This is a genomic window from Methylocystis parvus, assembly GCF_049675845.1.
Lineage (GTDB): Bacteria > Pseudomonadota > Alphaproteobacteria > Rhizobiales > Beijerinckiaceae > Methylocystis > Methylocystis parvus_A.
Window position 1 is genome coordinate 3,185,375 of the sequence record NZ_CP187161.1, and the last position, 20,321, is coordinate 3,205,695.

20 protein-coding genes and 2 pseudogenes are annotated in these 20,321 nt (G+C 63.0%); 14 read left to right on the forward strand and 8 right to left on the reverse strand.

Annotated features, from left to right (window positions below; translation table 11 throughout):
• Positions 1 to 12: 12 nt before the first annotated feature.
• The 3 genes from ACPFMJ_RS16550 to glyA are packed head-to-tail and all read right to left on the reverse strand — an operon-like array spanning position 13 to position 2,955.
• On the reverse strand, positions 13 to 486 hold the full coding sequence (locus ACPFMJ_RS16550; protein ID WP_424361030.1) for a DUF1348 family protein: 474 nt from the start codon (positions 484 to 486) through the stop codon (positions 13 to 15).
• Entirely contained in the window at positions 483 to 1,673 is a 1,191-nt protein-coding gene (locus tag ACPFMJ_RS16555) for a GNAT family N-acetyltransferase (protein ID WP_424361031.1), read from the reverse strand. The genes ACPFMJ_RS16550 and ACPFMJ_RS16555 overlap by 4 nt, the downstream gene beginning before the upstream one ends.
• A 22-nt stretch (positions 1,674 to 1,695) precedes the next feature.
• Positions 1,696 to 2,955 carry a serine hydroxymethyltransferase gene (gene glyA, locus ACPFMJ_RS16560; RefSeq protein ID WP_424361032.1) on the reverse strand — a complete coding sequence of 420 codons (1,260 nt, stop codon included), beginning with the start codon at positions 2,953 to 2,955 and terminating at the stop codon, positions 1,696 to 1,698.
• Positions 2,956 to 3,174: 219 nt separating this feature from the next.
• Here glyA and ACPFMJ_RS16565 point away from each other — a divergent pair, with 219 nt between their 5' ends.
• The 6 genes from ACPFMJ_RS16565 (at position 3,175) to ACPFMJ_RS16590 (ending at position 9,255) form a co-directional block, all read left to right on the forward strand.
• Positions 3,175 to 4,299 (forward strand): aminotransferase, encoded by a 1,125-nt coding sequence (locus ACPFMJ_RS16565; protein ID WP_424361033.1) that lies wholly within the window; start codon positions 3,175 to 3,177, stop codon positions 4,297 to 4,299.
• 432 nt (positions 4,300 to 4,731) lie between these two features.
• Entirely contained in the window at positions 4,732 to 5,172 is a 441-nt protein-coding gene (locus tag ACPFMJ_RS16570) for a hypothetical protein (protein ID WP_424361034.1), read from the forward strand.
• Positions 5,173 to 5,343: 171 nt separating this feature from the next.
• A complete protein-coding gene (locus ACPFMJ_RS16575) occupies positions 5,344 to 5,796 on the forward strand; it encodes a DUF2852 domain-containing protein (protein ID WP_424361035.1) in 453 nt (150 codons plus the stop codon).
• A gap of 186 nt (positions 5,797 to 5,982) precedes the next feature.
• The gene (locus tag ACPFMJ_RS16580; RefSeq protein ID WP_424361036.1) at positions 5,983 to 6,876 is read left to right on the forward strand and encodes an extensin family protein; all 894 of its coding nucleotides are present in this window, start codon (positions 5,983 to 5,985) and stop codon (positions 6,874 to 6,876) included.
• 253 nt (positions 6,877 to 7,129) lie between these two features.
• Positions 7,130 to 7,810 carry a hypothetical protein gene (locus ACPFMJ_RS16585; protein ID WP_424361037.1) on the forward strand — a complete coding sequence of 227 codons (681 nt, stop codon included), beginning with the start codon at positions 7,130 to 7,132 and terminating at the stop codon, positions 7,808 to 7,810.
• A gap of 62 nt (positions 7,811 to 7,872) precedes the next feature.
• Positions 7,873 to 9,255 carry a twitch domain-containing radical SAM protein gene (locus ACPFMJ_RS16590; RefSeq protein WP_424361038.1) on the forward strand — a complete coding sequence of 461 codons (1,383 nt, stop codon included), beginning with the start codon at positions 7,873 to 7,875 and terminating at the stop codon, positions 9,253 to 9,255.
• A gap of 46 nt (positions 9,256 to 9,301) precedes the next feature.
• Here the strand turns inward: ACPFMJ_RS16590 and ACPFMJ_RS16595 are convergent, their stop codons facing one another.
• Both ACPFMJ_RS16595 and ACPFMJ_RS16600 read right to left on the reverse strand, forming a co-directional pair.
• Positions 9,302 to 9,583 carry a DUF6460 domain-containing protein gene (locus ACPFMJ_RS16595; protein WP_424361039.1) on the reverse strand — a complete coding sequence of 94 codons (282 nt, stop codon included), beginning with the start codon at positions 9,581 to 9,583 and terminating at the stop codon, positions 9,302 to 9,304.
• 157 nt (positions 9,584 to 9,740) lie between these two features.
• Complete coding sequence (locus ACPFMJ_RS16600) at positions 9,741 to 10,154, reverse strand: hypothetical protein (protein WP_424361040.1); 414 nt, start codon at positions 10,152 to 10,154, stop codon at positions 9,741 to 9,743.
• 168 nt (positions 10,155 to 10,322) lie between these two features.
• Between ACPFMJ_RS16600 and ACPFMJ_RS16605 the strand changes: the two genes are divergently transcribed.
• The gene (locus ACPFMJ_RS16605) at positions 10,323 to 10,748 is read left to right on the forward strand and encodes an Hsp20 family protein (protein ID WP_424361041.1); all 426 of its coding nucleotides are present in this window, start codon (positions 10,323 to 10,325) and stop codon (positions 10,746 to 10,748) included.
• A gap of 12 nt (positions 10,749 to 10,760) precedes the next feature.
• On the opposite strand, the gene ACPFMJ_RS16610 is transcribed toward ACPFMJ_RS16605, so the two are convergent.
• The 3 genes from ACPFMJ_RS16610 to ACPFMJ_RS16620 all read right to left on the reverse strand — a co-directional run bounded on the left by ACPFMJ_RS16610 (position 10,761) and on the right by ACPFMJ_RS16620 (position 12,394).
• Positions 10,761 to 11,591: an FTR1 family iron permease gene (locus tag ACPFMJ_RS16610; protein ID WP_424361042.1), complete on the reverse strand. Its 831-nt coding sequence runs from the start codon at positions 11,589 to 11,591 to the stop codon at positions 10,761 to 10,763.
• Entirely contained in the window at positions 11,591 to 11,914 is a 324-nt protein-coding gene (locus ACPFMJ_RS16615) for a cupredoxin domain-containing protein (RefSeq protein ID WP_424361043.1), read from the reverse strand. The genes ACPFMJ_RS16610 and ACPFMJ_RS16615 overlap by 1 nt, the downstream gene beginning before the upstream one ends.
• Positions 11,915 to 12,052: 138 nt before the next feature.
• On the reverse strand, positions 12,053 to 12,394 hold the full coding sequence (locus ACPFMJ_RS16620) for a hypothetical protein (RefSeq protein ID WP_424361044.1): 342 nt from the start codon (positions 12,392 to 12,394) through the stop codon (positions 12,053 to 12,055).
• 237 nt (positions 12,395 to 12,631) lie between these two features.
• On the opposite strand from ACPFMJ_RS16620, the gene secE reads away from it, so the two are divergent.
• The 7 genes and pseudogenes from secE (at position 12,632) to ACPFMJ_RS16655 (ending at position 20,213) form a co-directional block, all read left to right on the forward strand.
• Positions 12,632 to 12,823: a preprotein translocase subunit SecE gene (secE, locus tag ACPFMJ_RS16625; RefSeq protein WP_424361045.1), complete on the forward strand. Its 192-nt coding sequence runs from the start codon at positions 12,632 to 12,634 to the stop codon at positions 12,821 to 12,823.
• Between the two features lie 24 nt (positions 12,824 to 12,847).
• The gene (nusG, locus tag ACPFMJ_RS16630) at positions 12,848 to 13,378 is read left to right on the forward strand and encodes a transcription termination/antitermination protein NusG (protein WP_424361046.1); all 531 of its coding nucleotides are present in this window, start codon (positions 12,848 to 12,850) and stop codon (positions 13,376 to 13,378) included.
• 144 nt (positions 13,379 to 13,522) lie between these two features.
• Positions 13,523 to 13,969: a 50S ribosomal protein L11 gene (gene rplK / locus ACPFMJ_RS16635; protein WP_424361047.1), complete on the forward strand. Its 447-nt coding sequence runs from the start codon at positions 13,523 to 13,525 to the stop codon at positions 13,967 to 13,969.
• A gap of 4 nt (positions 13,970 to 13,973) precedes the next feature.
• A complete protein-coding gene (gene rplA / locus ACPFMJ_RS16640) occupies positions 13,974 to 14,678 on the forward strand; it encodes a 50S ribosomal protein L1 (protein WP_424361048.1) in 705 nt (234 codons plus the stop codon).
• A 159-nt stretch (positions 14,679 to 14,837) separates the two neighbouring features.
• On the forward strand, positions 14,838 to 16,001 hold the full coding sequence (locus ACPFMJ_RS16645) for a catalase family protein (protein ID WP_424361049.1): 1,164 nt from the start codon (positions 14,838 to 14,840) through the stop codon (positions 15,999 to 16,001).
• Between the two features lie 242 nt (positions 16,002 to 16,243).
• Positions 16,244 to 17,129, forward strand: a pseudogene (gene sucD, locus ACPFMJ_RS16650) (succinate--CoA ligase subunit alpha).
• Between the two features lie 114 nt (positions 17,130 to 17,243).
• A pseudogene (locus ACPFMJ_RS16655) lies at positions 17,244 to 20,213 on the forward strand (2-oxoglutarate dehydrogenase E1 component).
• Positions 20,214 to 20,321 lie beyond the last annotated feature (108 nt).

Consider the following 20,321-nt stretch of genomic DNA (forward strand, 5'->3'; position numbering starts at 1 on the left):
TTGAAGCTCCTGTTAAAGGCCGAGATCGGAAAGCCCCGGATGGTCGGCAGGACGCGGGCCTTGCGGCCAATGATATTTGCGCTCGCTCTCCTTGATCGGCAGATCGTTGATGCTGGCGTAGCGCAGCCTCATCAGCCCGTTCTCGTCGAACTCCCAATTCTCGTTGCCGTAAGAGCGGAACCAGTTTCCGGCGTCGTCGTGAAACTCATAGGCGAAGCGCACGGCGATGCGGTTCTCGGCGAAGGCCCATAATTCCTTGATGAGCCGGTAGTCGAGTTCGCGCGCCCATTTGCGCTTGAGAAATTCGACGATCTGGGCGCGGCCAACCGGAAACTCGGCGCGATTGCGCCAGCGCGAGTCGACCGTGTAGGCGAGCGAGACGCGCTCGGGATCGCGCATGTTCCAGGCGTCTTCCGCCATGCGCACTTTCTGGATCGCGGTCTCGCGGGTGAAGGGCGGCAAAGGCGGGCGGGGCGCGTCGGTCATGTCGTTTCCTCCTGTTCATTTTTTCGAAAGGGCAGGGCGGCTTCCTGCTCGGCGATCATCTCCCCGACCGCAACGCACTCGCGCCGGCAATAGTCCGAGATGGCCGCGTGAAAGCCGGGGTCTGCGAAATCATGCGCCGACCATGTGACGACCGGGCGATAGCCGCGCGCGAGCTTGTGCTCGCCCTGCGCGCCCGCTTCGACGCGCTTGTAGCCATGGCGGATCGCATAGTCGATCGCCTGATAGTAGCAGACCTCGAAATGCAGGAAGGGCCGCTCGATCAGCGCCCCCCAATTACGGCCGTAGATCGCGTCGTCGCCAAGAAAGTTGATGGCGCCCGCGACGTAGTTCGCGTCCTGCTTCGCCATGACGAGCAATATGCGATCCGCCATCGCCGCGCCGATCAGATCGAAGAAAGCGCGGCTGAGATAGGGGCGGCCCCATTTGCGCGCGCCGGTGTCCATATAAAAGGCGAAGAACGCGTCCCAGTGATGGGCTTTGATATCGGCGCCGGCGAGACGTTCGATTGAGATATCCTCGCCGAGCGCCTCGCGCCTCTCGCGCTTCACGCTCTTGCGCTTGCGCGACGAGAGCGCGTTTAGAAAATCGTCGAAGCTCGCATAGCCTTCGTTGAGAAAATGAAACTGCTCGCCCGCGCGCAGCGTGAAGCCGGAATCGCGCAGCGCTTCGGCCTCGGCTTGCGTCGGGTAGGTGACATGGATCGAAGACGCTTGCGCCGCCTTGCGGAGTCCACGAAGCGCCGCGATCAAAGCCCCGCGCGCGCCCTCTGGCGCGTCTGTCGCGACGAGGAGGCGTCGGCCCGTGACGGGCGTAAAAGGCGCCGCGACCTGCACCTTCGGATAATAGGCGCCGCCGGCGCGCTCATAGGCCTGCGCCCAGCTCTGGTCGAAGACATATTCGCCGAGGCTGTGCGTCTTGAGATAAGCGGGGGCGCAGGCGACGAGGCGCTCGCCCTGTTCCACCAGCACGTGAACCGGAGACCAGCCCGTGCGCGGCCCGACCGAGCCCGAGCGCTCCAGCGCGCTCAGGAAGGCGTGCGCGACGAAGGGATTGAAGCGCTCGCCTTCTTCGTCCGAGAGCGTCGGCGGATTGGCGCAGGCGTCCCATGCGGCCGCATCGACCTTGTCGAGCGACTGAACGAAGCGCGCCGTGAATTCTGGAGCCATGACCGCCGCAATTTGTGAGCCCCTAGTAAATAGGAAAAGACCTGCACAGCGCCAGCACTTCTTCGCGCGTCGCCTTGATTGCCGCCATATCGGACGGATGGCGGATAATGCGGGCGATCCAGTCGCCTATTCTCTCGAATTCCGACAAGCCGAAACCGCGCGTCGTTCCGGCGTTGCTCGACAGCCGCAGGCCCGAGGGCGCCTCGGGCGGGCGCGGATCGAAGGGGATCATGTTCTTGTTCACCGCAAGCCCGGCCGTCTCCAGCGCCTTGGCCGCGACGTCGCCTGTGACGCCGGTTGAGGACAGATCGACGAGCATCAGCCCCATATCCGTGCCGCCCGTCACGATGCGCAGGCCGTGATTGGCGAGCGTCGCGGCGAGCGCGCGGGCGTTCGCCAGCACGGCCGCGTTATAGGCGCTAAAATCGGGCCGCAGCGCTTCGAAGAGACACGCCGCCTTGCCGGCGACGGCGTGCAGCATCACCGAGCCCTGCACGCCGGGAAATATGCCGGCGTTGATGCGCGAGGAGAGCGTTGCGTCGTTCCACAAGACCATGCCGCCGCGCGCGCCGCGCAGCGATTTATAGGTCGTCGTCGTCACGATATGGGCGTGCGGGAAGGGATGCGGATAAAGCCCCGTCGCGACGAGCCCCGCAAAATGCGCCATATCGACGAGGAGGTGCGCCCCAACTTCGTCGGCGATCGCGCGCAGCCCCGCAAAGTCGATCGCGCGCGGATAGGCCGAGCCTCCCGCGACGATCATCTTCGGACGCGAAGCAAGGGCAAGGTCGCGCACCTCGTCGAGGTCGATCAGCTCGCTCTCGCGGTTCACGCCGTAATGCGTGATGCTGTAATCGCGCCCGGTGAGCGTCGCGGGATGGCCATGACTGATATGCCCGCCCGCCGCGACATTCATGGAGAGAATGGCGTCGCCGAGCTTCAGCAGCCCCAGAAACACGCCGGCGTTGGCGTTGGAGCCCGAATGCGGCTGAACGTTCCCGAAGCGGCAATCGAAGAGTTTTTTCGCCCGTTCGATGGCAAGGGCCTCGATGGCGTCGGCGAATTCCGCGCCGCCATAATAGCGCGCATAGGCGGCGCCCTCGACGGTCTTGTTGGTGAGCACCGAGCCCTGCGCCGCGAGAACGAGGCTCGACACGATGTTTTCCGAAGCGATCAGCTCAATGCCGTCGCGCTGGCGCGCAAGCTCGCCATTGACGGCGGCGGCGAGCTCGGGATCGGCGTCGAGGCCGGGAGTGAAGTAGGCGGGCGGGGGGAGGGGCATGGGCTTTCCGTTGTGGCAGTCATTCCTGTTTAGCATCTGCTCTAACGCTCCGTCATGGCCGGGCTTGTTCCGGTCATCCACGGCGCGGGCATGACGAAAGGGGGCGCTTCCACGCCCCCCGGTCGAAGGCGGCGACGCCTCCGATTTCCCTGTTCCGCCCAGACCATTATGCTGGACCGTCGCCAATCGCTGCGTAGCTTCGATACGAGGATAGAACTCATGCACATCCGGGAATTCGGCGTCGAGCGCTGGATGTATCTCTACGAGGACCACGCCACGCTCAACCTCGCGGAAACCTGCGTCGAGCCGCTGACGGTCGGCGAGTTGCTGCGGATCGCGGGCAAGGAGGACGCGCTGCTCGGCGAGATCCTGCCCATGAAGCTGACCTATGGCGCGATCGACGGCACGGAGCGGCTGCGCAGCAATGTGGCGTCGCTCTACGAGAAGCAGCGCGCCTCGAACGTGCTGATCACGCATGGCGCGATCAGCGCCAATGCGCTCGTCTATGAAACGCTGGTCGAACCGGGCGACCACGTGATTTCCGTGCTGCCGACCTATCAGCAGCATTATTCCATCCCCGAGAGCTATGGCGCAAAAGTCGACATTCTGCGCCTGCGCGAAGAGAACGCGTTTCTTCCCGACCTCGACGAATTGAAGCGGATGGTCGCGCCCGGAACGCGCGTGATCGCGATCAACAATCCCAACAACCCGACCGGATCGTTGATCGATCGCGCCATGCTCGAAGAGATCGCACAGATCGCGCGCGGCTGCGGGGCTTATGTGTTGTGCGACGAGGTCTATCGCGGCGCCGATCAGCAGGGCGACGGCTTCACCGCGTCAATCGCGGACCTTTATGAGAAAGGCATCAGCACGGGCAGCATGTCGAAGACATGGTCGCTCGCGGGGCTGCGCCTCGGCTGGATCGTCGCGCCGACCGACCTGCTTCACCGCGTGCAGACGCATCGCGACTACAACACGATCAGCGTCGGAATGTTGAACGACCTTTTGGCCTCGATCGCGCTCGAGAACCGAGATGCGATCTTGAAACGTAATCACGGCATTTTGCGCTGCAATCTCGCGCTGCTCGACGCGTGGATCGCAAAGGAGCCGCGCCTTTCCTATGTCAAACCGAAGTCCGGCACGACGGCCTTTGTGCGCGTCGATACGAAGAGGCCGTCCTGGGATTTTTGTGTCGCGCTTCTTGAAAAGACAGGCGTGATGTTCGTGCCCGGCAGCGCGATGGATTGCGAGGGCTATCTGCGGATCGGCTATGCCAATAACCGCGACGTGCTCGTCGCGGGCCTCGAAAAGACATCCGAGTTTCTGCGCGGCTCCGACGCATAGGAGACGCATTACGCCCTTCCGCCAGGATGATGCGCTGGCGCACATCCGGCTTCGCCCGCCTCCGCTAGCTTCGGGTCAACCAAACAAAGGAGGCGGATATGTCCCGCGATTTCGATCTCGAAGGCGCCGTCGTGCAGCTTCTTGCGACGGCCATGGCGACCAGCTTTTACGGCGCAATGATTTTCGTGCTCTACAAGATCGCGACGGGCGCGTGACCGTGGAACCTCTCCCAGAGTAAGGGGGCGTCGCGCCGCCCTCAGCTCGCCACCGGGAGACTTGACGCCGCTTTGTCGTGATCCGGAAAAGCGCCGTTCCTCCCTCCCCCCCACGAAGTGGCGGGGAGGGGCAGGGGTGGGGGGAGATGCAGCCACAACAGTCTTGCGAGCAAATACACAATTCCCCATCCCCTCCACCCGCCTTACCTTCCCCTGCATGAGCGACGCGAAATCCTACCGCCTCGTCCCCGGCTCCTGCGGCCCGCGCCGCGATTTTCGCATCACGATCGGGCTGCGCGAGGGGTGGGACCCTGAGGGGCGGGTCTATGACGTTTCGGAAGCGGTGCGCACGGCGCGGCGCTGGATGCGGCGCCGGGTGGAGGAAGGCAAGCCCGCCCTCTCCGGCATGGCCGCGCGCGCCGAGGTCACCTACGCCTGGCCCAAGGCCGACGGGACGGTGGGCTCGGACCGCGAGCCGGTCGCGATCTTCTCGGGCCAGGCTGTGCACGCCTATCTCGGCCATCTGCCGGACGACGAGATCGAGGCGATGCTCAATGAACTGGCGGTCGAGCTTGGGCAGGCGCTGGGGCAGGAGCGCATTTATGTCGCCTTCTGCGACCGCACCTGGATTTTGAGCTGCGAGCCCGACCCTTCTTGAAAGGCGGGCGCGCGTCCCCGATATGCGGCGGGCCGGGGACGCAGATCCCCGGTCTCGCCCCCGCTCCTTGCGGATTTCGATGTTAATGTCTATAACATTCACATCGGCCGCCGGGAAACCGCGGCCGAGCGCCAAATGGAGCCAAACATGAGCTGCGATCGGAATGCCCGAATGTCCTCCTCCCCCTGGGGGGACCATGGCTGGGGACGCCACGGCGGATGCGCGCATTGGAGGCCGTTCGAAGTCGCGGCCGTCGTCATCGGCTTCTTCATCTTCTGGCCGATCGGCCTTGCCCTGCTGCTCATGAAGCTGTGGGGCCGGAGCTTCGGCTATCAGGGCGATCTCTTCTCCTTCGCCGCCGAGCAGGGCGCGAAGGTGCGGGACGCCTTTGGCGACGCGGCGCGCGAGAGCGGGCGTGGCTGGGCGGGACCGTCCTTCATGCGCTCGACCGGCAATGTCGCCTTCGACGAATGGCGCGAGGGCGAACTCGCCCGGCTCGAGGAAGAGCGCCGCAAGCTCGCCGAGGCGGAGCGCGAGTTCTCCGAGCACATCGCCGAGCTGCGCCGCGCCAAGGACAAGGAAGAGTTCGAGAGTTTCATGCGCGCCCGCAAGGGCAATGCGTGAGTAAGGCGCAAAAAGCGTCCTCCCCGTGGCCGACCCTGCGCCGGCCACGAATCTTTTGAGACGAGCGGCCGGCCCCGCGCCGGCCACACTTCTTTATGGAGCAGGGCGGATACAGCCGCATAATATTTTGTAATTAACTAAACTTTTCGACCGCCGGTTAACGGGACGTTCGGCATCCTGCGCGGCATGTTCGGCCGCGTCCCATACCTCCTGCTCCTGCTCGCCGTGACGCTGGCGAGTTGCTCGTCGCCGTTCAAGCCGCAGCGCCCCGCCTGGCGCGCGCAGGCCGAGAACGCCTGCATCGCGCAAAAGCGCGTGCGCCCCTCCGAATGGATCGCGCTCGCGAATGAGCTGGAAGGCCCCGGCATTTGCGGGATGACGAAACCCTTCAAGGTGGCGGCGCTGCAAAATGGCGCCGTGGCGTTCAATTCGACGGCGACGCTCGATTGCCCGATGGTCGCCGAGCTCGAGACATGGGTCGCGGACACGGTGCAGCCCGCCGCGCAGGCGCGCTTCGGCCAGCGCGTCGTGCGCATCGACTCCATGGGCTCCTACGCCTGCCGCGGCATGAACAATCAGCGCGGCGCGCAGCTGTCCGAGCATTCCTTCGGTAATGCGCTGGACATTGGCGGATTCGTGCTGGAGGACGGCCGCCAGATCACGCTGGTGCGCGACTGGTGGCGTGGCGACGAGCAGGCGCGCGCCTTCCTGATGGACGTGCATCGCGGCTCCTGCGAGCATTTCTCCACGGTGCTGTCGCCGGGCTCCAACGCCTTCCACTACAACCATATCCATGTCGATCTCGCGCAGCATGGCCGCTCCGGGCGCTCCATCTGCAAGCCCGCGCCGCAGGAAACGCTGCCGCCGCCTGATCAATCGCCCCTCGTCGCGCTGCAAAACGCCAGGCCGATCATGGGCGAAGAGACGGATAACGACACGACCGGCAAGCCGCCCGCGGCCGCCTATGAGGGCGGAGATTCGCTCGGGCCGATCAACGTGCCGGATACGCCGCTGCCGCCGCGTCGGGATGATGCGGCGGGGGACGAGGCGGATCTGACGTCGTCGATCAGGCGGCGGTGAGGCGACTTTTTTCCCATGTCGCCGCGACACCGCTAAAGACGCTGGTGGTCGAAGGCTAGCTTGGCTATAACGCGCGATCGAAGAAAGGGTCTGTCCTCTTGATTGCGTGCCTACGATTGCAGTTCAGGGGGGCTACGTGTTTTTCGAGAGAAAAAGCTCCGCTTTATAGATTTGATTGTTGAGCGCTCTAGCGAGGGGGCAGAGGGTGACCTCGGCCTGAGCGCTAGCTTGGCGTATTATAAGGGTGGCCGGAATGGGGGCGACAAGCAGGCGCTTTAAAGTAATTGCTTCACATCCGAGTTTGAACGCAGAAGTGAAGCCGTTTGTTCAAAAGCTTAGATCGATCGTCAAAAAGAAAAAAATCGCCGTCCTGTCGACGGGGAGCATGCCTCCCGCTATTCCGGAGGTCGAATGTGATCTGAGTGGGCTCGTAGAAGCAATCTCTTTGCTAAGGCTGGAGATAATTTACATCATCGACAGATGTGACTTTGTTTCGGTTGGATTTGTCCTTGATGGAGTGCTGCATTCTTCGAAGCTTGTCTCAGACAGCGATGGCGCATCGGCATTTCGCCGCGCGGCTGGCGCTTGGTCGGCTCGTCCAAGAGCGTTGCCGATCCATGATTGTGCGCTGGCCGATGGCCCGAGCGTTTTTGAGATCACAGGCGGCGATCCGCAGTTACTCTTGTGCGAGGAAAATTCTAGCAGCGCGATCTCGTTGAGCTCGGGCGTTTATGAAATTGTCCTCCAGGCCGAGTCCTTTCCAAAAAGCCTTCGACGCCCGATTTTATACATAGATGAGGGAAACGGGTTCTCCGAGAATCGGAAAAACATACTTGCAAAAACGGGTGACAATATTTGGCGCGCACGCTTCGCAGTCGATAGGCACGCGAAAGCGCTCAGATTGGAGAGGGCGCTCGGGTCAGCTTTTCGATAGTTGAGTTAGCGCTGACATTTCTGACAGAGCGGATCCAGGACGAATCGCCCGATAGGGCCAATTTGAGTCAGTCGCTCGAAAACTCGAAAGTATTTTGCGTAAATCCATTCATTCAAGCAATGCTGACCGCTCAGGGAAGCATGAAGCCTTGTTCGTTATTTACGGGCCACGTCACTGATGGGTCGCAAGAACTGTCGGTTTATGAGACGCCCGTTGAAGATATCTGGAACTCCGAGCATTTGCGTCGCGTTCGGCGACAGATGATCGCTGGCGACAAGGTCTCAGAATGTTCGAGTTGCTACCTGATGGAGTCCCGGGGGGAGATAAGCGGGCGCATCGCGGCCAATCAGTCATGGGGGGCTGCCCTATGGGGCAATCCAAGGAATCAGTCGGTCGGGGAGCTTGCCGAGTCGGCTCTTGCTGGTGAGGGAGCAATGCGCTCGGGGCCCTCTTGGCTATACTTGGAGTTTGGCAATCTGTGTAACCTCCGGTGCAGGTCTTGTAACTCGCGTTACAGCAAGAGCATTGCCAAGGATCGTGTGCATCGACGCTGGGAAAATGCGGACGAGCAGCCGCCGTTTGGCCTCCGCGGGGTAGGGACTGCTGATAACTCGACTGAAATCCGCCTGCGAGGAAGCGAGGTCTCGTCCTACTCACGCCTCGCTCCAGGCAAAGAGTGGAGTCAGGATAGGGAATTTATTCTACACGAATTGCTCAGAGACGCACATAACATCACAAAACTGCAAATCGGTGGGGGCGAGCCAGTTATGGCGCCGGATACGGCATGGCTTCTCGAGACCATCGTCAGCAAGGGGCTCAGCAGCAGCATCAATCTTCATTTCGTTACCAATGGGACAAAATATGACCAGAAAATTGCAGACCTCATCGGCTGTTTCGATGAGTTTGCTATCGCGCTGAGTGTGGATGGCTTTTCATTGCTCAATGAATACATCAGAAAGGGGTCAAGGTGGAGGGCGGTGAGCGATAACGTGGTGAAATATTGCTCGGCTTTTCCTCAGTCAGTTTATATAAAAACGACGGTGCAAGCGTACAACATGCTGCATTTGGTCGATTTGGCGAATTACGCGAACTCGATGGGCATTAGATTGCAATGCCACTTCCTGAATAATCCACGCTACTTGAGCTGTTTTCAGATGCCGGCGAAGGCCCGGAAGGCGGCCGCGACCAAACTCCGGCAATATACGAGCGAGACGCTTTATCCTGAAGTGACCAGCGTTTCCAAAGAGAATGCGTCGGAATTACTCAAGATTGCACAAGTGTTGGAAGAAGCCGCAGGAGACCTAGATCCTCGAACGATAGCGGATTTTATCAATTTCACCAGCGATCTCGACGCCAGTCGGGGGCAAGATATCCTTCAGCTCAATGCGGAGCTGGTGGAATTCATCGGAGAGGCTGGCGTTCCCTGGGAGCCGGAACGGCCCTGAAGCGAAGACGCCCACTTCAGGGATTTTGAGGTGAGGGCAAGCTTCCTTACCGCCGGCCCCCACCCATATTCAACAGCCGCAGCACAAACCACGCCGGGATGACGATCGCGGCCCCGGCGACGACATAGCTCGCCAGTTCCCGCACGGCGTCGAAGCCCAGCCGATAGATGCGGTCGAAAAAGGCCTGAATGCCGCGGATGATGTCCATTGGCCTGATGTCCAGCCACATCAGCAGAGCGCCGACGACGAGCGACACGAAGAAGAGCCGCACCGCGACATTGAGCGGCGTGCCGCCGAGAAAATCTTCGAGCGCGTTTTTGGACGCCATGGAGGCAGGTTCCCTATTGGGTTCGTTTTCTGAAGAGCCGGGCAGGATCAAATATTCGCGCTCGGGGCGCTGCGGCTTTTTATCGAGATTCGGCCAGTTGGCGAATGGTCCCTGATCGGAAGGTCCCTGATCGGTCATGGGCGCGCCGTCGCTTTTCTCAAAGACTGCCTCCAGAGGGCGCTTCTTCCTTGAAGAGGCGCATTATGCGGCGCAGGAAGCGCTCGGTAAAGCTCATGGCCCGCTCGAACTCCTGCTCGCTCGGCAGCGTCGAGGGCGGCGGGGCGCGGCTCGCCAGTTTGAGGCGGGCGTTCTCGGCGCGCAGGCGCTCGATTTCGGCTTCGAGCGCCGCGCGCTCGTCGGCGCCGAGGCGGCAGGTCGCGAGGCCCTCCTTCGCCGTGCAGAAGGAGACGGCGCCCGTCTCCTTGTTCATGCGCAGAAAGCCGCCTTCGGTCGGTTGCAGCGTGAAGCGGTCGCTTTCCGGCGCAATGATCTGGGGCGTTTCCGCCGCCAGTGCGGAGAGGGGCGCGAGCGCGAGGGCGAAGAGCCCCAACCGCAAGGTGAGAAAGCGCATGAGACGAGCCCCGCTCAGGGAAGACTGACCGCAGATGGGGGGCGGCGGGGCTCGCGTCAATGCCGCGCGCCTTCCCGCTTGATTGCGGCGCCACGCTCGGCCATAAACTTGCGCCGGGACGCCGCTCGCGGGTCCCGCAAAGTTCGAGGCGCCAGAAGGGCTTCATCCATGTCGCGTCCGCCGCTCAATTCGCCGTTTCTCCTCGGTTTCGACGAAATCGAACGGGCGCTGGACCGGGTCGCGCGCAGCGGCACGGACGGCTATCCCCCCTACAACATCGAGCGCCTCCCGCGCACCGAGACAGAGCCCGAGCGCCTGCGCATCACGCTCGCCGTCGCGGGGTTTACGCGCGACCAGCTCGATGTGTCGCTGGAGGAGAACCAGCTTGTCATTCGTGGCCGGCAGGTCGACGACCGCGAGCGCCATTTCCTGCATCGCGGCATCGCGGCGCGCCAGTTCCAGCGGGCGTTTCTGCTGGCCGACGGAATGCAGGTGCTCGGCGCCGATCTCGTGAACGGGCTGCTGTCTGTGGACCTCGTCCGGCCGGAGCCGGCGCGGGTGATCAAGAAGATCGATATTACCGCGCGGGATTGAGCGCCGGCAACCTTACTCCGCCGGCGCCCGCATCTGCGGCTGCGCGCTCATCGTCACGAATTTCGTCGCAGCCATGATCGCCGCGATGGTCAGCCCATAGACCACGACCTGCATCTGCGAAGGCTGGTCGGCATAGCCGATCAGCGTATGCAGCACGCGGCCGGGGATGCTCTTGTCGGAGAGAATCCAGGACGTGTCCCACAGCGTGTCGGTCAGCGCCGTAATCGTCCCCGCCTGTTGCAGGAAGGCGACGGCCTGGGCCGCGAGACCAGCCGCGAGCAGGGTGATCAGCGCCGTCGTCACCGCGAAGAGTTTCTTGGGCGGGATCGACACGAGGCCAAAGAAAGTCGCGACGCTGGTCAGCGCGCCGAGCGCGAGGCCCGCGACGCCGCCGATCAGAACGCTCGCGCCGGATTCGCCCGAGGCCAGCACGCCGTAGAGAAAGAGCGCGACCTCAGAACCCTCGCGCAGCACGGCGAGGCCGACGACGGTCGCCAGCGCGAAGAGCGTGCGGTCGCCGCTCGCCACCGCCTTGCCGACGGCGGAAAGCTCCTGCGCGAGTTCGCGCCCATGCTTCGCCATCCAGATATTGTGCCAGGCGAGCATCACGACGGCGAGCATCAGCACGCCGGCGTTGAAGAGCTCCTGTCCGCTGCCTTCGAACGCCTTGGAAAGCTGCTCGGCGAAACCCGCAACGATCAGCGCGCCGAACACGCCCGCCGCGACGCCGCCCGCGATGAAGGCGCGCGATCCCGCGACGCCGCGCGTCACCGCCGCGACGATGCCGATGATGAGGCCGGCTTCGATGGCCTCGCGAAAAACGATGATCAGCGCGCCGAGCATTACTCTACGACGACCTCTCCCTTGGCGCTGTCCTCGTGGAACTCGCCGAAGAATTTGTAGCGGCCGGGCTTCATCGCGCGGAGCTGGAAGCTCGCCTCGCTATTGGCGGGCACGACCTTCTCGATGCGGAAAGGCTTCGACTCGAACTCTTCCGGCGTCGAGTCGAGGTTCTTGACGACCAGCGTCGCCGCCTTGTCGGCGGGGATCTTCAGCTCGGCGGGATCGAACTTGTGGTCCTTGATCGTGAGCGTATAGGTCTCGGCCGCGGCCGCGCCCGCAAACCCCATGACGAAGATCAAAAACGCCGCCGCAAACTTGTTCATCTGCTCGTCTCATCCTTGCCGACTGCTGATGACAAGCAACGTAGGGACCAGCAGCGCGGCCGTCAAAGGGGCGCAATCTGGATCATTTCCAGACTGTTGCGACGGCGCATTTCGAACCCTCGTGTCGCCTTCGGGACCTCAGCCGCCGGGATAGCCGTGGCGGGCCTTGGAGGCCCGCACGAGCGAAATCGCCTTGGCGTCCTGGCCCGCGGCGCAGGCCGAGGCGGCTTCGGAAATCTCGCCCTGGATCTGGTTGTAGACGCTCTGATTGACGTGGCCCATGGAGAGGTCGTTCTCCATCACCGCCTTGTAGCGGTTCACCGCGCCGGAGCAGCCGGCGCCTTCCGGGAGCGAGAGGCTCGACGGGGCGGGGCGCGGCGGGCCGACCGGATCGATCACGGGCTGCGGCTGGCGGTTGGCGTTGCAGGCCGAAAGCGTCGCGACGGCGAACGCGGCGGCGAGTAGGGGAGCGAACCGCATGTTTTCCTCCAAATCGGCTGGGCAAATCGGCCGGTGTCGCGCATAGTCTTAATCGGTGAGCCGGCGGCCGGGCAATGGCCGATGACGCGCCGCAGAGATTCCCCTTGGCGTTGCGCCCGCGACCCGCTATAAGGCGGCCAAACGTGGCGCGTGGCCGGAAGGTCCCGCGCCGCGACCGTTTTACGGCGGGCGTCCTTTCGTGTCGCCAAAACGCCATAGGAAGATCGGGCAAGCGAGATGGTCAACCCGTTTACGTTCCTGCAGGAAGTTCGCGCCGAGGCGGGCAAGGTGACCTGGCCGACCCGCAAGGAGACCATGATCACGACCGGCCTCGTGATCGTCATGGTGCTTTTCGCGAGCCTTTTCTTCGTTCTCGTCGACTCGGCCCTGCGCTTCGGCGTCGGCCTGATGTTGCGCGCGGGACAGTAATTTTTCAGGAGCTGAGCGCGCCCCATGGCCATGCGCTGGTATATCGTCCACGCTTATTCGAACTTCGAAAAGAAGGTCGCGGAGTCGATTCGCGAGGGCGCCGCGCAGCGGGGCCTGACCGAGGCTTTCGAAGAGATCCTCGTCCCGACCGAGCAGGTCGTCGAGGTGCGCCGCGGACGCAAGGTCTCCACCGAGCGCAAGTTCTTCCCCGGCTACGTGCTGGTGAAGTGCAACCTGACCGACAATGTGTTCTCGCTGATCAAGAACACGCCGAAGGTCACGGGCTTCCTCGGCGCCGACAACAAGCCGATGCCGATCTCCGAAGACGAGGCGATGCGCATCAAGGGCCAGGTCGCCGAGGGCGTCGAACGCCCGAAGCCGACCGTGTCCTTCGAGGTCGGCGAGACGGTGCGCGTCGCGGACGGCCCCTTCGCCTCCTTCAACGGCCTCGTCGAGGAAGTCGACGAAGCCCGCTCGCGCCTCAAGGTCGCGGTCTCGATCTTCGGGCGTCCGACGCCGGTCGAGCTGGAGTTCGGGCAGGTCGAGAAGGTTTAAACGGAATTCGGCGCGGTTCGCCGCGCTGAACAAACGTGGCGGGTCCGCCCTGACGCCATCGGGGAGAACGGATCGGACCACGCACTGCAACCGATGGCCCGCGCGCCTTGAGCGCGCGGCGTCGTCATTCGTTGGAGAAAGCAAATGGCGAAGAAAATTGCCGGCTACATAAAGCTGCAAGTGCCGGCCGGCGCGGCGAACCCCTCGCCGCCGATCGGTCCCGCGCTCGGTCAGCGCGGCCTCAACATCATGGAATTCTGCAAGGCGTTCAACGCCAAGACGGGACAGATGGAGAAGGGGACGCCGATCCCCGTCATCATCACCGCCTATCAGGACCGCTCCTTCACCTTCGAGATGAAGCAGCCGCCGGTCTCCTTCTTCCTCAAGAAGGCCGTTGGTCTGAAGATCGGCAAGAAGCCGGCTTCGGGCTCGAAGACCCCTGGCCGTAACGTTGTCGGCAAGGTGACCAAGGCGCAGATCCGCGAGATCGCCGAGAAGAAAATCGTCGATCTCAACTGCGCCTCGATCGAATCCGCAATGTCGATGATCGAAGGCTCCGCCCGCGCGATGGGCCTGCAGGTGGTGGAGTAAGACCATGGCGCATGTTGGTAAGAGAATCGCCAAGGCCCGCGAGGGCGTCGAGCGCACCAAGCTTTATCCCATCGACGATGCGGTGAAGCTGGTCCGCAGCAACGCCAAGGCCAAGTTCGACGAGTCGGTCGAGATCGCCATGAATCTCGGCGTCGACCCCAAGCACGCCGACCAGATGGTTCGCGGCGTCGTCAATCTGCCGAACGGCACCGGCCGCGTCCTGCGCGTCGGCGTCTTTGCGCGCGGCGCCAAGGCGGACGAAGCCAAGGCCGCGGGCGCAGACGTCGTCGGCGCCGAGGACCTGGTCACCATCGTCCAGGGCGGCACGATCGAGTTCGATCGCTGCATCGCCACCCCGGACATGATGCCGCTCGTCGGCCGCCTGGGTAAGGTGCTCGGCCCGCGCGGCATGATGCCGAACCCGAAGGTCGGCACGGTGACCATGGACGTCGCCGGCGCGGTGAAGGCCTCCAAGGGCGGCGCCGTCGAGTTCCGCGTCGAGAAGGCCGGCATCGTGCAGGGCACGGTGGGCAAGGCCTCCTTCGACGAGGGCAAGCTCGTCGAGAACATCAAGGCCTTCGTCGACGCCGTCGCCAAGGCCAAGCCTACGGGCGCGAAGGGCACCTATATCCAGCGCGTCGCCATCAGCTCGACCCAGGGTCCGGGCGTGAAGGTCGAAGTGTCGAGCCTCGGCGCGACGACCGCGTAAGGGTTCGCAGAGCCCGAGATTTTAGAGCCGGCGGGGAGACCCGCCGGCTTTTTTCATTTTGCGGTTTTAAGGGTTCCCGACGGCGACGTCCCGCCTAGATTACCGAGGGCGCGTCCGCCTGTTCGCGCGATTTGCAATGAAATATTTGGAGCGTTTCAGATGCAGAGAGCCTCGATACTGGCTGCCGTCGCCGGCCTTTCTCAATTTGCTTTCGCCAGTGGCGCAAACGCAGCGGATTTTACGCCGACCAAATTCGAGGCGCCGCCGCCCGCCGAGAGCGCGCAGATCGCCGAAATGGTCGAGCTGACCGGCAAGCTGCTCGAGCAGCGCTACGGCGCGGCGTCCGGGGAGACGATGGCCCGGCGCGCGGTGCATCCCAAGGCGCATGGCTGCGTGAAGGCGGACTTCACCGTCAACGCCGACCTGCCAGAGAAATATCGCATCGGCGTCTTCGCCGCGCCCGGCAAGACCTATCCCGCCTGGATTCGCTATTCCAACGCGACGGCCGTGCTTGCGCCGGACGTCAACGACAAGAAGGCGGACAGCCGTGGCATGGCGATCAAGCTCATGGGCGTCGAGGGCGAGACCCTGCTCGGCGAACCGGGCGGCAAGACGCAGGATTTCCTGCTCATCAACCAGCCCATGTTCGCTTTTCCCAATGTCGCGGAATATGACGCCTTCACGCGGCTTCAGGTCGAGAACAAGGACAATGTCCGCGCCTTCTTTCCGGTCTTCTTCGATCCGAAAAACCCCGCGCGGATGAAGATCTTCGGCATCGTGACGGGAGTCATCCAGCCGACGCAGCTCGCGAACCCGCTCGACGCGACCTATTTCTCCGCCTCGCCCTTTCTCTTCGGCAAGGACAAGGCGGCGAAATTCGCCGCGCGGCCGAGAAATCCAGCGAATCCCTCGCCGACGCCGGATACTCCCGACAAGGACTATCTGCGCCTCGCAATGAAAAAGAGCCTCGCAGGCGGCGCCGATCCCGTGCTGTTCGATTTCCAAGTCCAGTTGCGGCCGGACGGGCTCCAGCCCGACGACGAGGCCTATCCGATCGAGAGCGCCAATACGGAATGGAAGCCGAAATCCGACGGGACGGCGGCCTGGCAGAACGTCGCGGTCATCACCATAAGGCCCCAGGATTTCGATCAACCTCTGCAGGCGAGCGAGTGCGAGCATCTTGTTTTCACGCCCTGGCACGGGCTCGTCGATCATCAGCCGCTCGGCGGCATCAACCGGCTGCGTCGCGAGGTTTATCTGGCTTCTTCGAAGCGCCGGGCGCAAACCTCTGAACCAACAGGCTATCCCCGCTGGCCAATGTGACCTCGGCGGCCACGGGGCCAGATGGCGGCTGCGCCGGCCTGCGGCGGCCCGTCGCCCTTTGCCGCCGATTTAATCGCGTCCCCTTGCCGCATGCGCATCTTCCGGGCGCTTTCCGCCTTGTAAGCGGGCGCTCTTCCCAATAGTTTGGCGGCGCGAAATTCGCGGCGCGAGGCCGGGTCCGTCTTTAGGGGAGCCGGACGCTCGCGCTTTCCGCGCCGCCCGTTCTCTTTAGGAATCGCTGCATGTCCGTCCTGATCGACAAGAACACCAAAGTCATCACGCAAGGGTTCACCGGCAAGACCGCCACCTTCCATTCGGAACAGGCGATCGCCTATGGAACCAAGATGGTCGGCGGCGTTTCCCCGGGCAAAGGCGGCTCGACGCATCTCGGCCTGCCCGTCTTCGACACGGTGGCGGAAGCCCGCGACAAGACCGGCGCGACGCAACGGTCGATCTACGTCCCGCCGCCGGGCGCGGCCGATGCCATCTGCGAGGCCATCGACGCCGAAATCCCGCTGATCGTCTGCATCACCGAGGGCATCCCGGTGATGGACATGGTCCGTGTGCGGCGAGCCCTCGACGGTACAAAATCCCGGCTCATCGGCCCCAACTGCCCCGGCGTCGTGACGCCCGGCGAGATGCAAGATCGGCATCATGCCGGGAAACATCTTCAAGAACGGCTCCGTCGGCATTGTATCGCGCTCGGGAACTCTCACATATGAAGCAGTAAAGCAGACGACGGACGTCGGTCTCGGCCAGACGACGGCTGTCGGCATTGGCGGCGACCCCGTCAAGGGCACGGACTTCATCGACGTCCTCGACATGTTCCTCTCCGACGACGAAACGCAGTCGATCATCATGATCGGCGAGATCGGCGGCTCCGCCGAAGAGGACGCGGCTGACTTTCTCATCCAACAGGCGAAGAAGGGCCGCAAAAAGCCGATGGCGGGCTTCATCGCTGGCGTGACGGCACCTCCGGGTCGCCGCATGGGTCACGCCGGCGCGATCATTTCCGGTGGCAAGGGTAAAGCGGAAGACAAGCTCGCAGCGATGCAAGCTGCAGGCATTGCCATTGCGCCGAGCCCCGCAGCTCTCGGCCGTACTCTTGTCGAAGTTTTGAAGGCTTAGAGGCGCCGAAAATAACCGAGCCGTAAGACTGGCGGCAGTATGTGTCCGGTCGCTGTCCGCGTCATCCAGAGCATCGAAACGATGCTCGCGGAGAATGAATAAGGACGAACGTCAATGGCACGAAACGGCCAGAATGAAGCGTTCCTGCGCACCTCTTTTCTGAGCGCGGCCAACGCCCCCTATATTGAAGACATGCAGGCTGAATACGAGCGCAACCCAGGCGCTGTCAGCGATGAATGGCGTCGGTTCTTCGAAAGCATCAAGGAGCCGCCGACCCAGTTATCGTCCAACAACGGCGGTCCCGCCTGGGCCCCTCCGCTGGCCGCTCTTCTCGAAGAATCCGGCACCGATCGCGATCTCGTCGGCGCGCTAACCGGCGATTACGGCGATACCGAACGCACTATTCGCGACAAGATCGAGCGCCGCGCGCAGATCTCGGGCTTCGAAATGACGCCAGCGGCGTCGCTCCGCGCCACGCAAGATTCGATCCGCGCGCTGATGTTGATCCGCGCCTATCGCGTGATCGGCCATCTCGCCGCCGACCTCGATCCGCTCGGCCTCGCCGACCGCCGCGTCCACCGCGAATTGCTTCCGGAGACGTACGGCTTCACCGAGGCCGATCTCGACCGCCCGATCTTCATCGATCGCGTCATGGGCCTCGAAACCGCAACGATGCGTCAGATCCTGACCATTCTGCGCCGGACCTACTGCCGCAAGATCGGCGTGCAGTTCACGCACATCACCGATCCAACACAAAAGGGTTGGATTCAAGAACGTGTAGAAGGCCCGGAAAAAGATGTGCGCTTCACGCCGGAAGGCCAAGCGCGCGATCCTGAACAAGCTCATCGAGGCCGAAGGCTTCGAGAAGTTCTGCGACGTCAAATATACCGGCACCAAGCGCTTCGGCTCGATGGCGCCGAGGCGATGGTTCCCGCGCTGGAGCAGATCATCAAGCGCGGCGGCGCGCTCGGCGTGCAGGAAATCGTTCTCGGCATGGCCCATCGCGGCCGTCTGAACATCCTCGCCAACGTCATGTCGAAGCCGTTGCGCGCCATCTTCCACGAGTTCAAGGGCGGTTCCTTCAAGCCCGACGACGTCGAAGGTTCAGGCGACGTGAAGTATCACCTCGGCGCCTCCTCCGACCGCGAGTTCGACGGCAATACCGTCCATCTTCGCTGACGGCAAACCCGTCGCATCTCGAGATCGTCGATCCGGTCGTTCTCGGCAAAGTGCGCGCCAAGCAGGATCAGCGCAATTGCCCGAGCAACGATCGCACCGCCGTTCTGCCGCTGCTCATCCACGGCGACGCGGCGTTCGCGGGCCAGGGCGTCGTCGCGGAATGCTTCGGCCTGTCGGGTCTGCGCGGTCATCGCACCGGCGGCTCCATCCATTTCATCATCAACAACCAGATCGGCTTCACCACCTATCCGCGCACCACTCGCGCTCGTCGCCCTATCCGTCCGACGTTGCGAAGATGATCGAAGCCCCGATCTTCCACGTCAACGGCGACGATCCGGAAGCGGTCGTCTTCGCGGCGCGCGTGGCGACCGAGTTCCGCCAGCAGTTCCAGAAGCCTGTCGTCATCGACATGTTCTGCTATCGCCGTCATGGCCATAACGAAGCGGATGAGCCGCTGTTCACGCAGCCGGCGATGTACAAGCGCATCAAATCGCATCCGACGGTCGTCGATATCTATTCGAAAAACCTGATCGACGAGGGTGTAATCACCGAAGCCGAGTTCGGCGGCATGAAGGACGAGGTCCGCACCACCCTCGATAAAGAGTTTTCCTTCTCCGACGGCTACAAACCGAACAAGGCCGATTGGCTCGACGGCCGCTGGTCCGGGATCACGCGCCCCGACAGCGACGACTGGCGCGGCAACACCGGCGTCGAGATCGAAACGCTGAAAGACATCGGCCATCGCATCACGACGATTCCGAACGACTTCCACATCCACAAGACCGTCGGCAAGCTCGTCGAGCGCCGCCGCGAGATGATCGACACCGGCCAAGGCATCGATTGGGCGATGGCCGAGCACATGGCCTTTGCGTCGCTGTTGATGGAAGGCTTCCGCGTCCGCCTTTCCGGTCAGGATTGCGAGCGTGGCACCTTCTCGCAACGTCACGCGGTCTTCATCGACCAGGAAAACGAGCGCCGGTTCGCGCCGTTGAAGCATCTGTCGCCGAACCAGGCGCGCTTCGAGGTCATCAACTCGATGCTCTCGGAAGAAGCCGTGCTCGGCTTCGAATACGGCTATTCGCTCGCCGAGCCGAATGCACTGACGCTGTGGGAAGCCCAGTTCGGCGACTTCGCCAACGGCGCACAGGTGGTCTTCGATCCAGTTCCTATCGTCGGGCGAGCGCAAATGGCTGCGCATGTCGGGTCTCGTCTGTTTGTTGCCGCACGGCTACGAAGGGCCAGGGTCCGGAGCACTCTTCGGCGCGCCTCGAGCGCTATCTGCAGCTCTGCGCCGAAGACAACTGGCAGGTCGCCAACTGCACGACGCCTGCGAACTATTTCCACATCCTGCGCCGTCAGCTTGCATCGCAATTTCCGCAAGCCGTTGATCCTGATGACGCCGAAGTCGCTGCTGCGTCACAAGCGCGTCGTCTCGAAGATCGAGGATTTCGGCCCAACAACAAGCTTCCACCGGCTGCTCTGGGACGATGCCGAGCGCGGCACGTCGTCGATCGAGTTGAAACCGGACGCCGAGATCAAGCGCGTCGTGATTTGCACCGGCAAGGTCTATTACGACCTTCTCGAAGGATCGCGAGAAGCGTGGCGTCGACGACGTCTATCATCCTGCGCGTCGAGCAGCTCTATCCATTCCCGGCGCGCGCCCTCATCAACGAACTCAGCCGCTTCAAGTTCGCCGAGATCGTCTGGTGCCAGGAGGAGCCGAAGAACATGGGTGCCTGGTATTTCATGGACGCCAACATCGAGTGGGTTTTGACCCATCTCGGTTATATTCATCGTCGTCCTCGTTATGCCGGGCGCGCGGCCTCCGCCGCCACCGCCACGGGATTGCTTTCGCAACACATCAAAGAGCAGACGGCGCTCGTCGCCGACGCGCTCGGAATTTGACGAGCACACGATCGGCGGCCGGCTCTGCGAAGCGGAGTCGCCGATCGCAACAAATATGCACCCCGCGCCTGACAGCTCGCTCGACGAAGGAGCGATCGCCAGACGCAG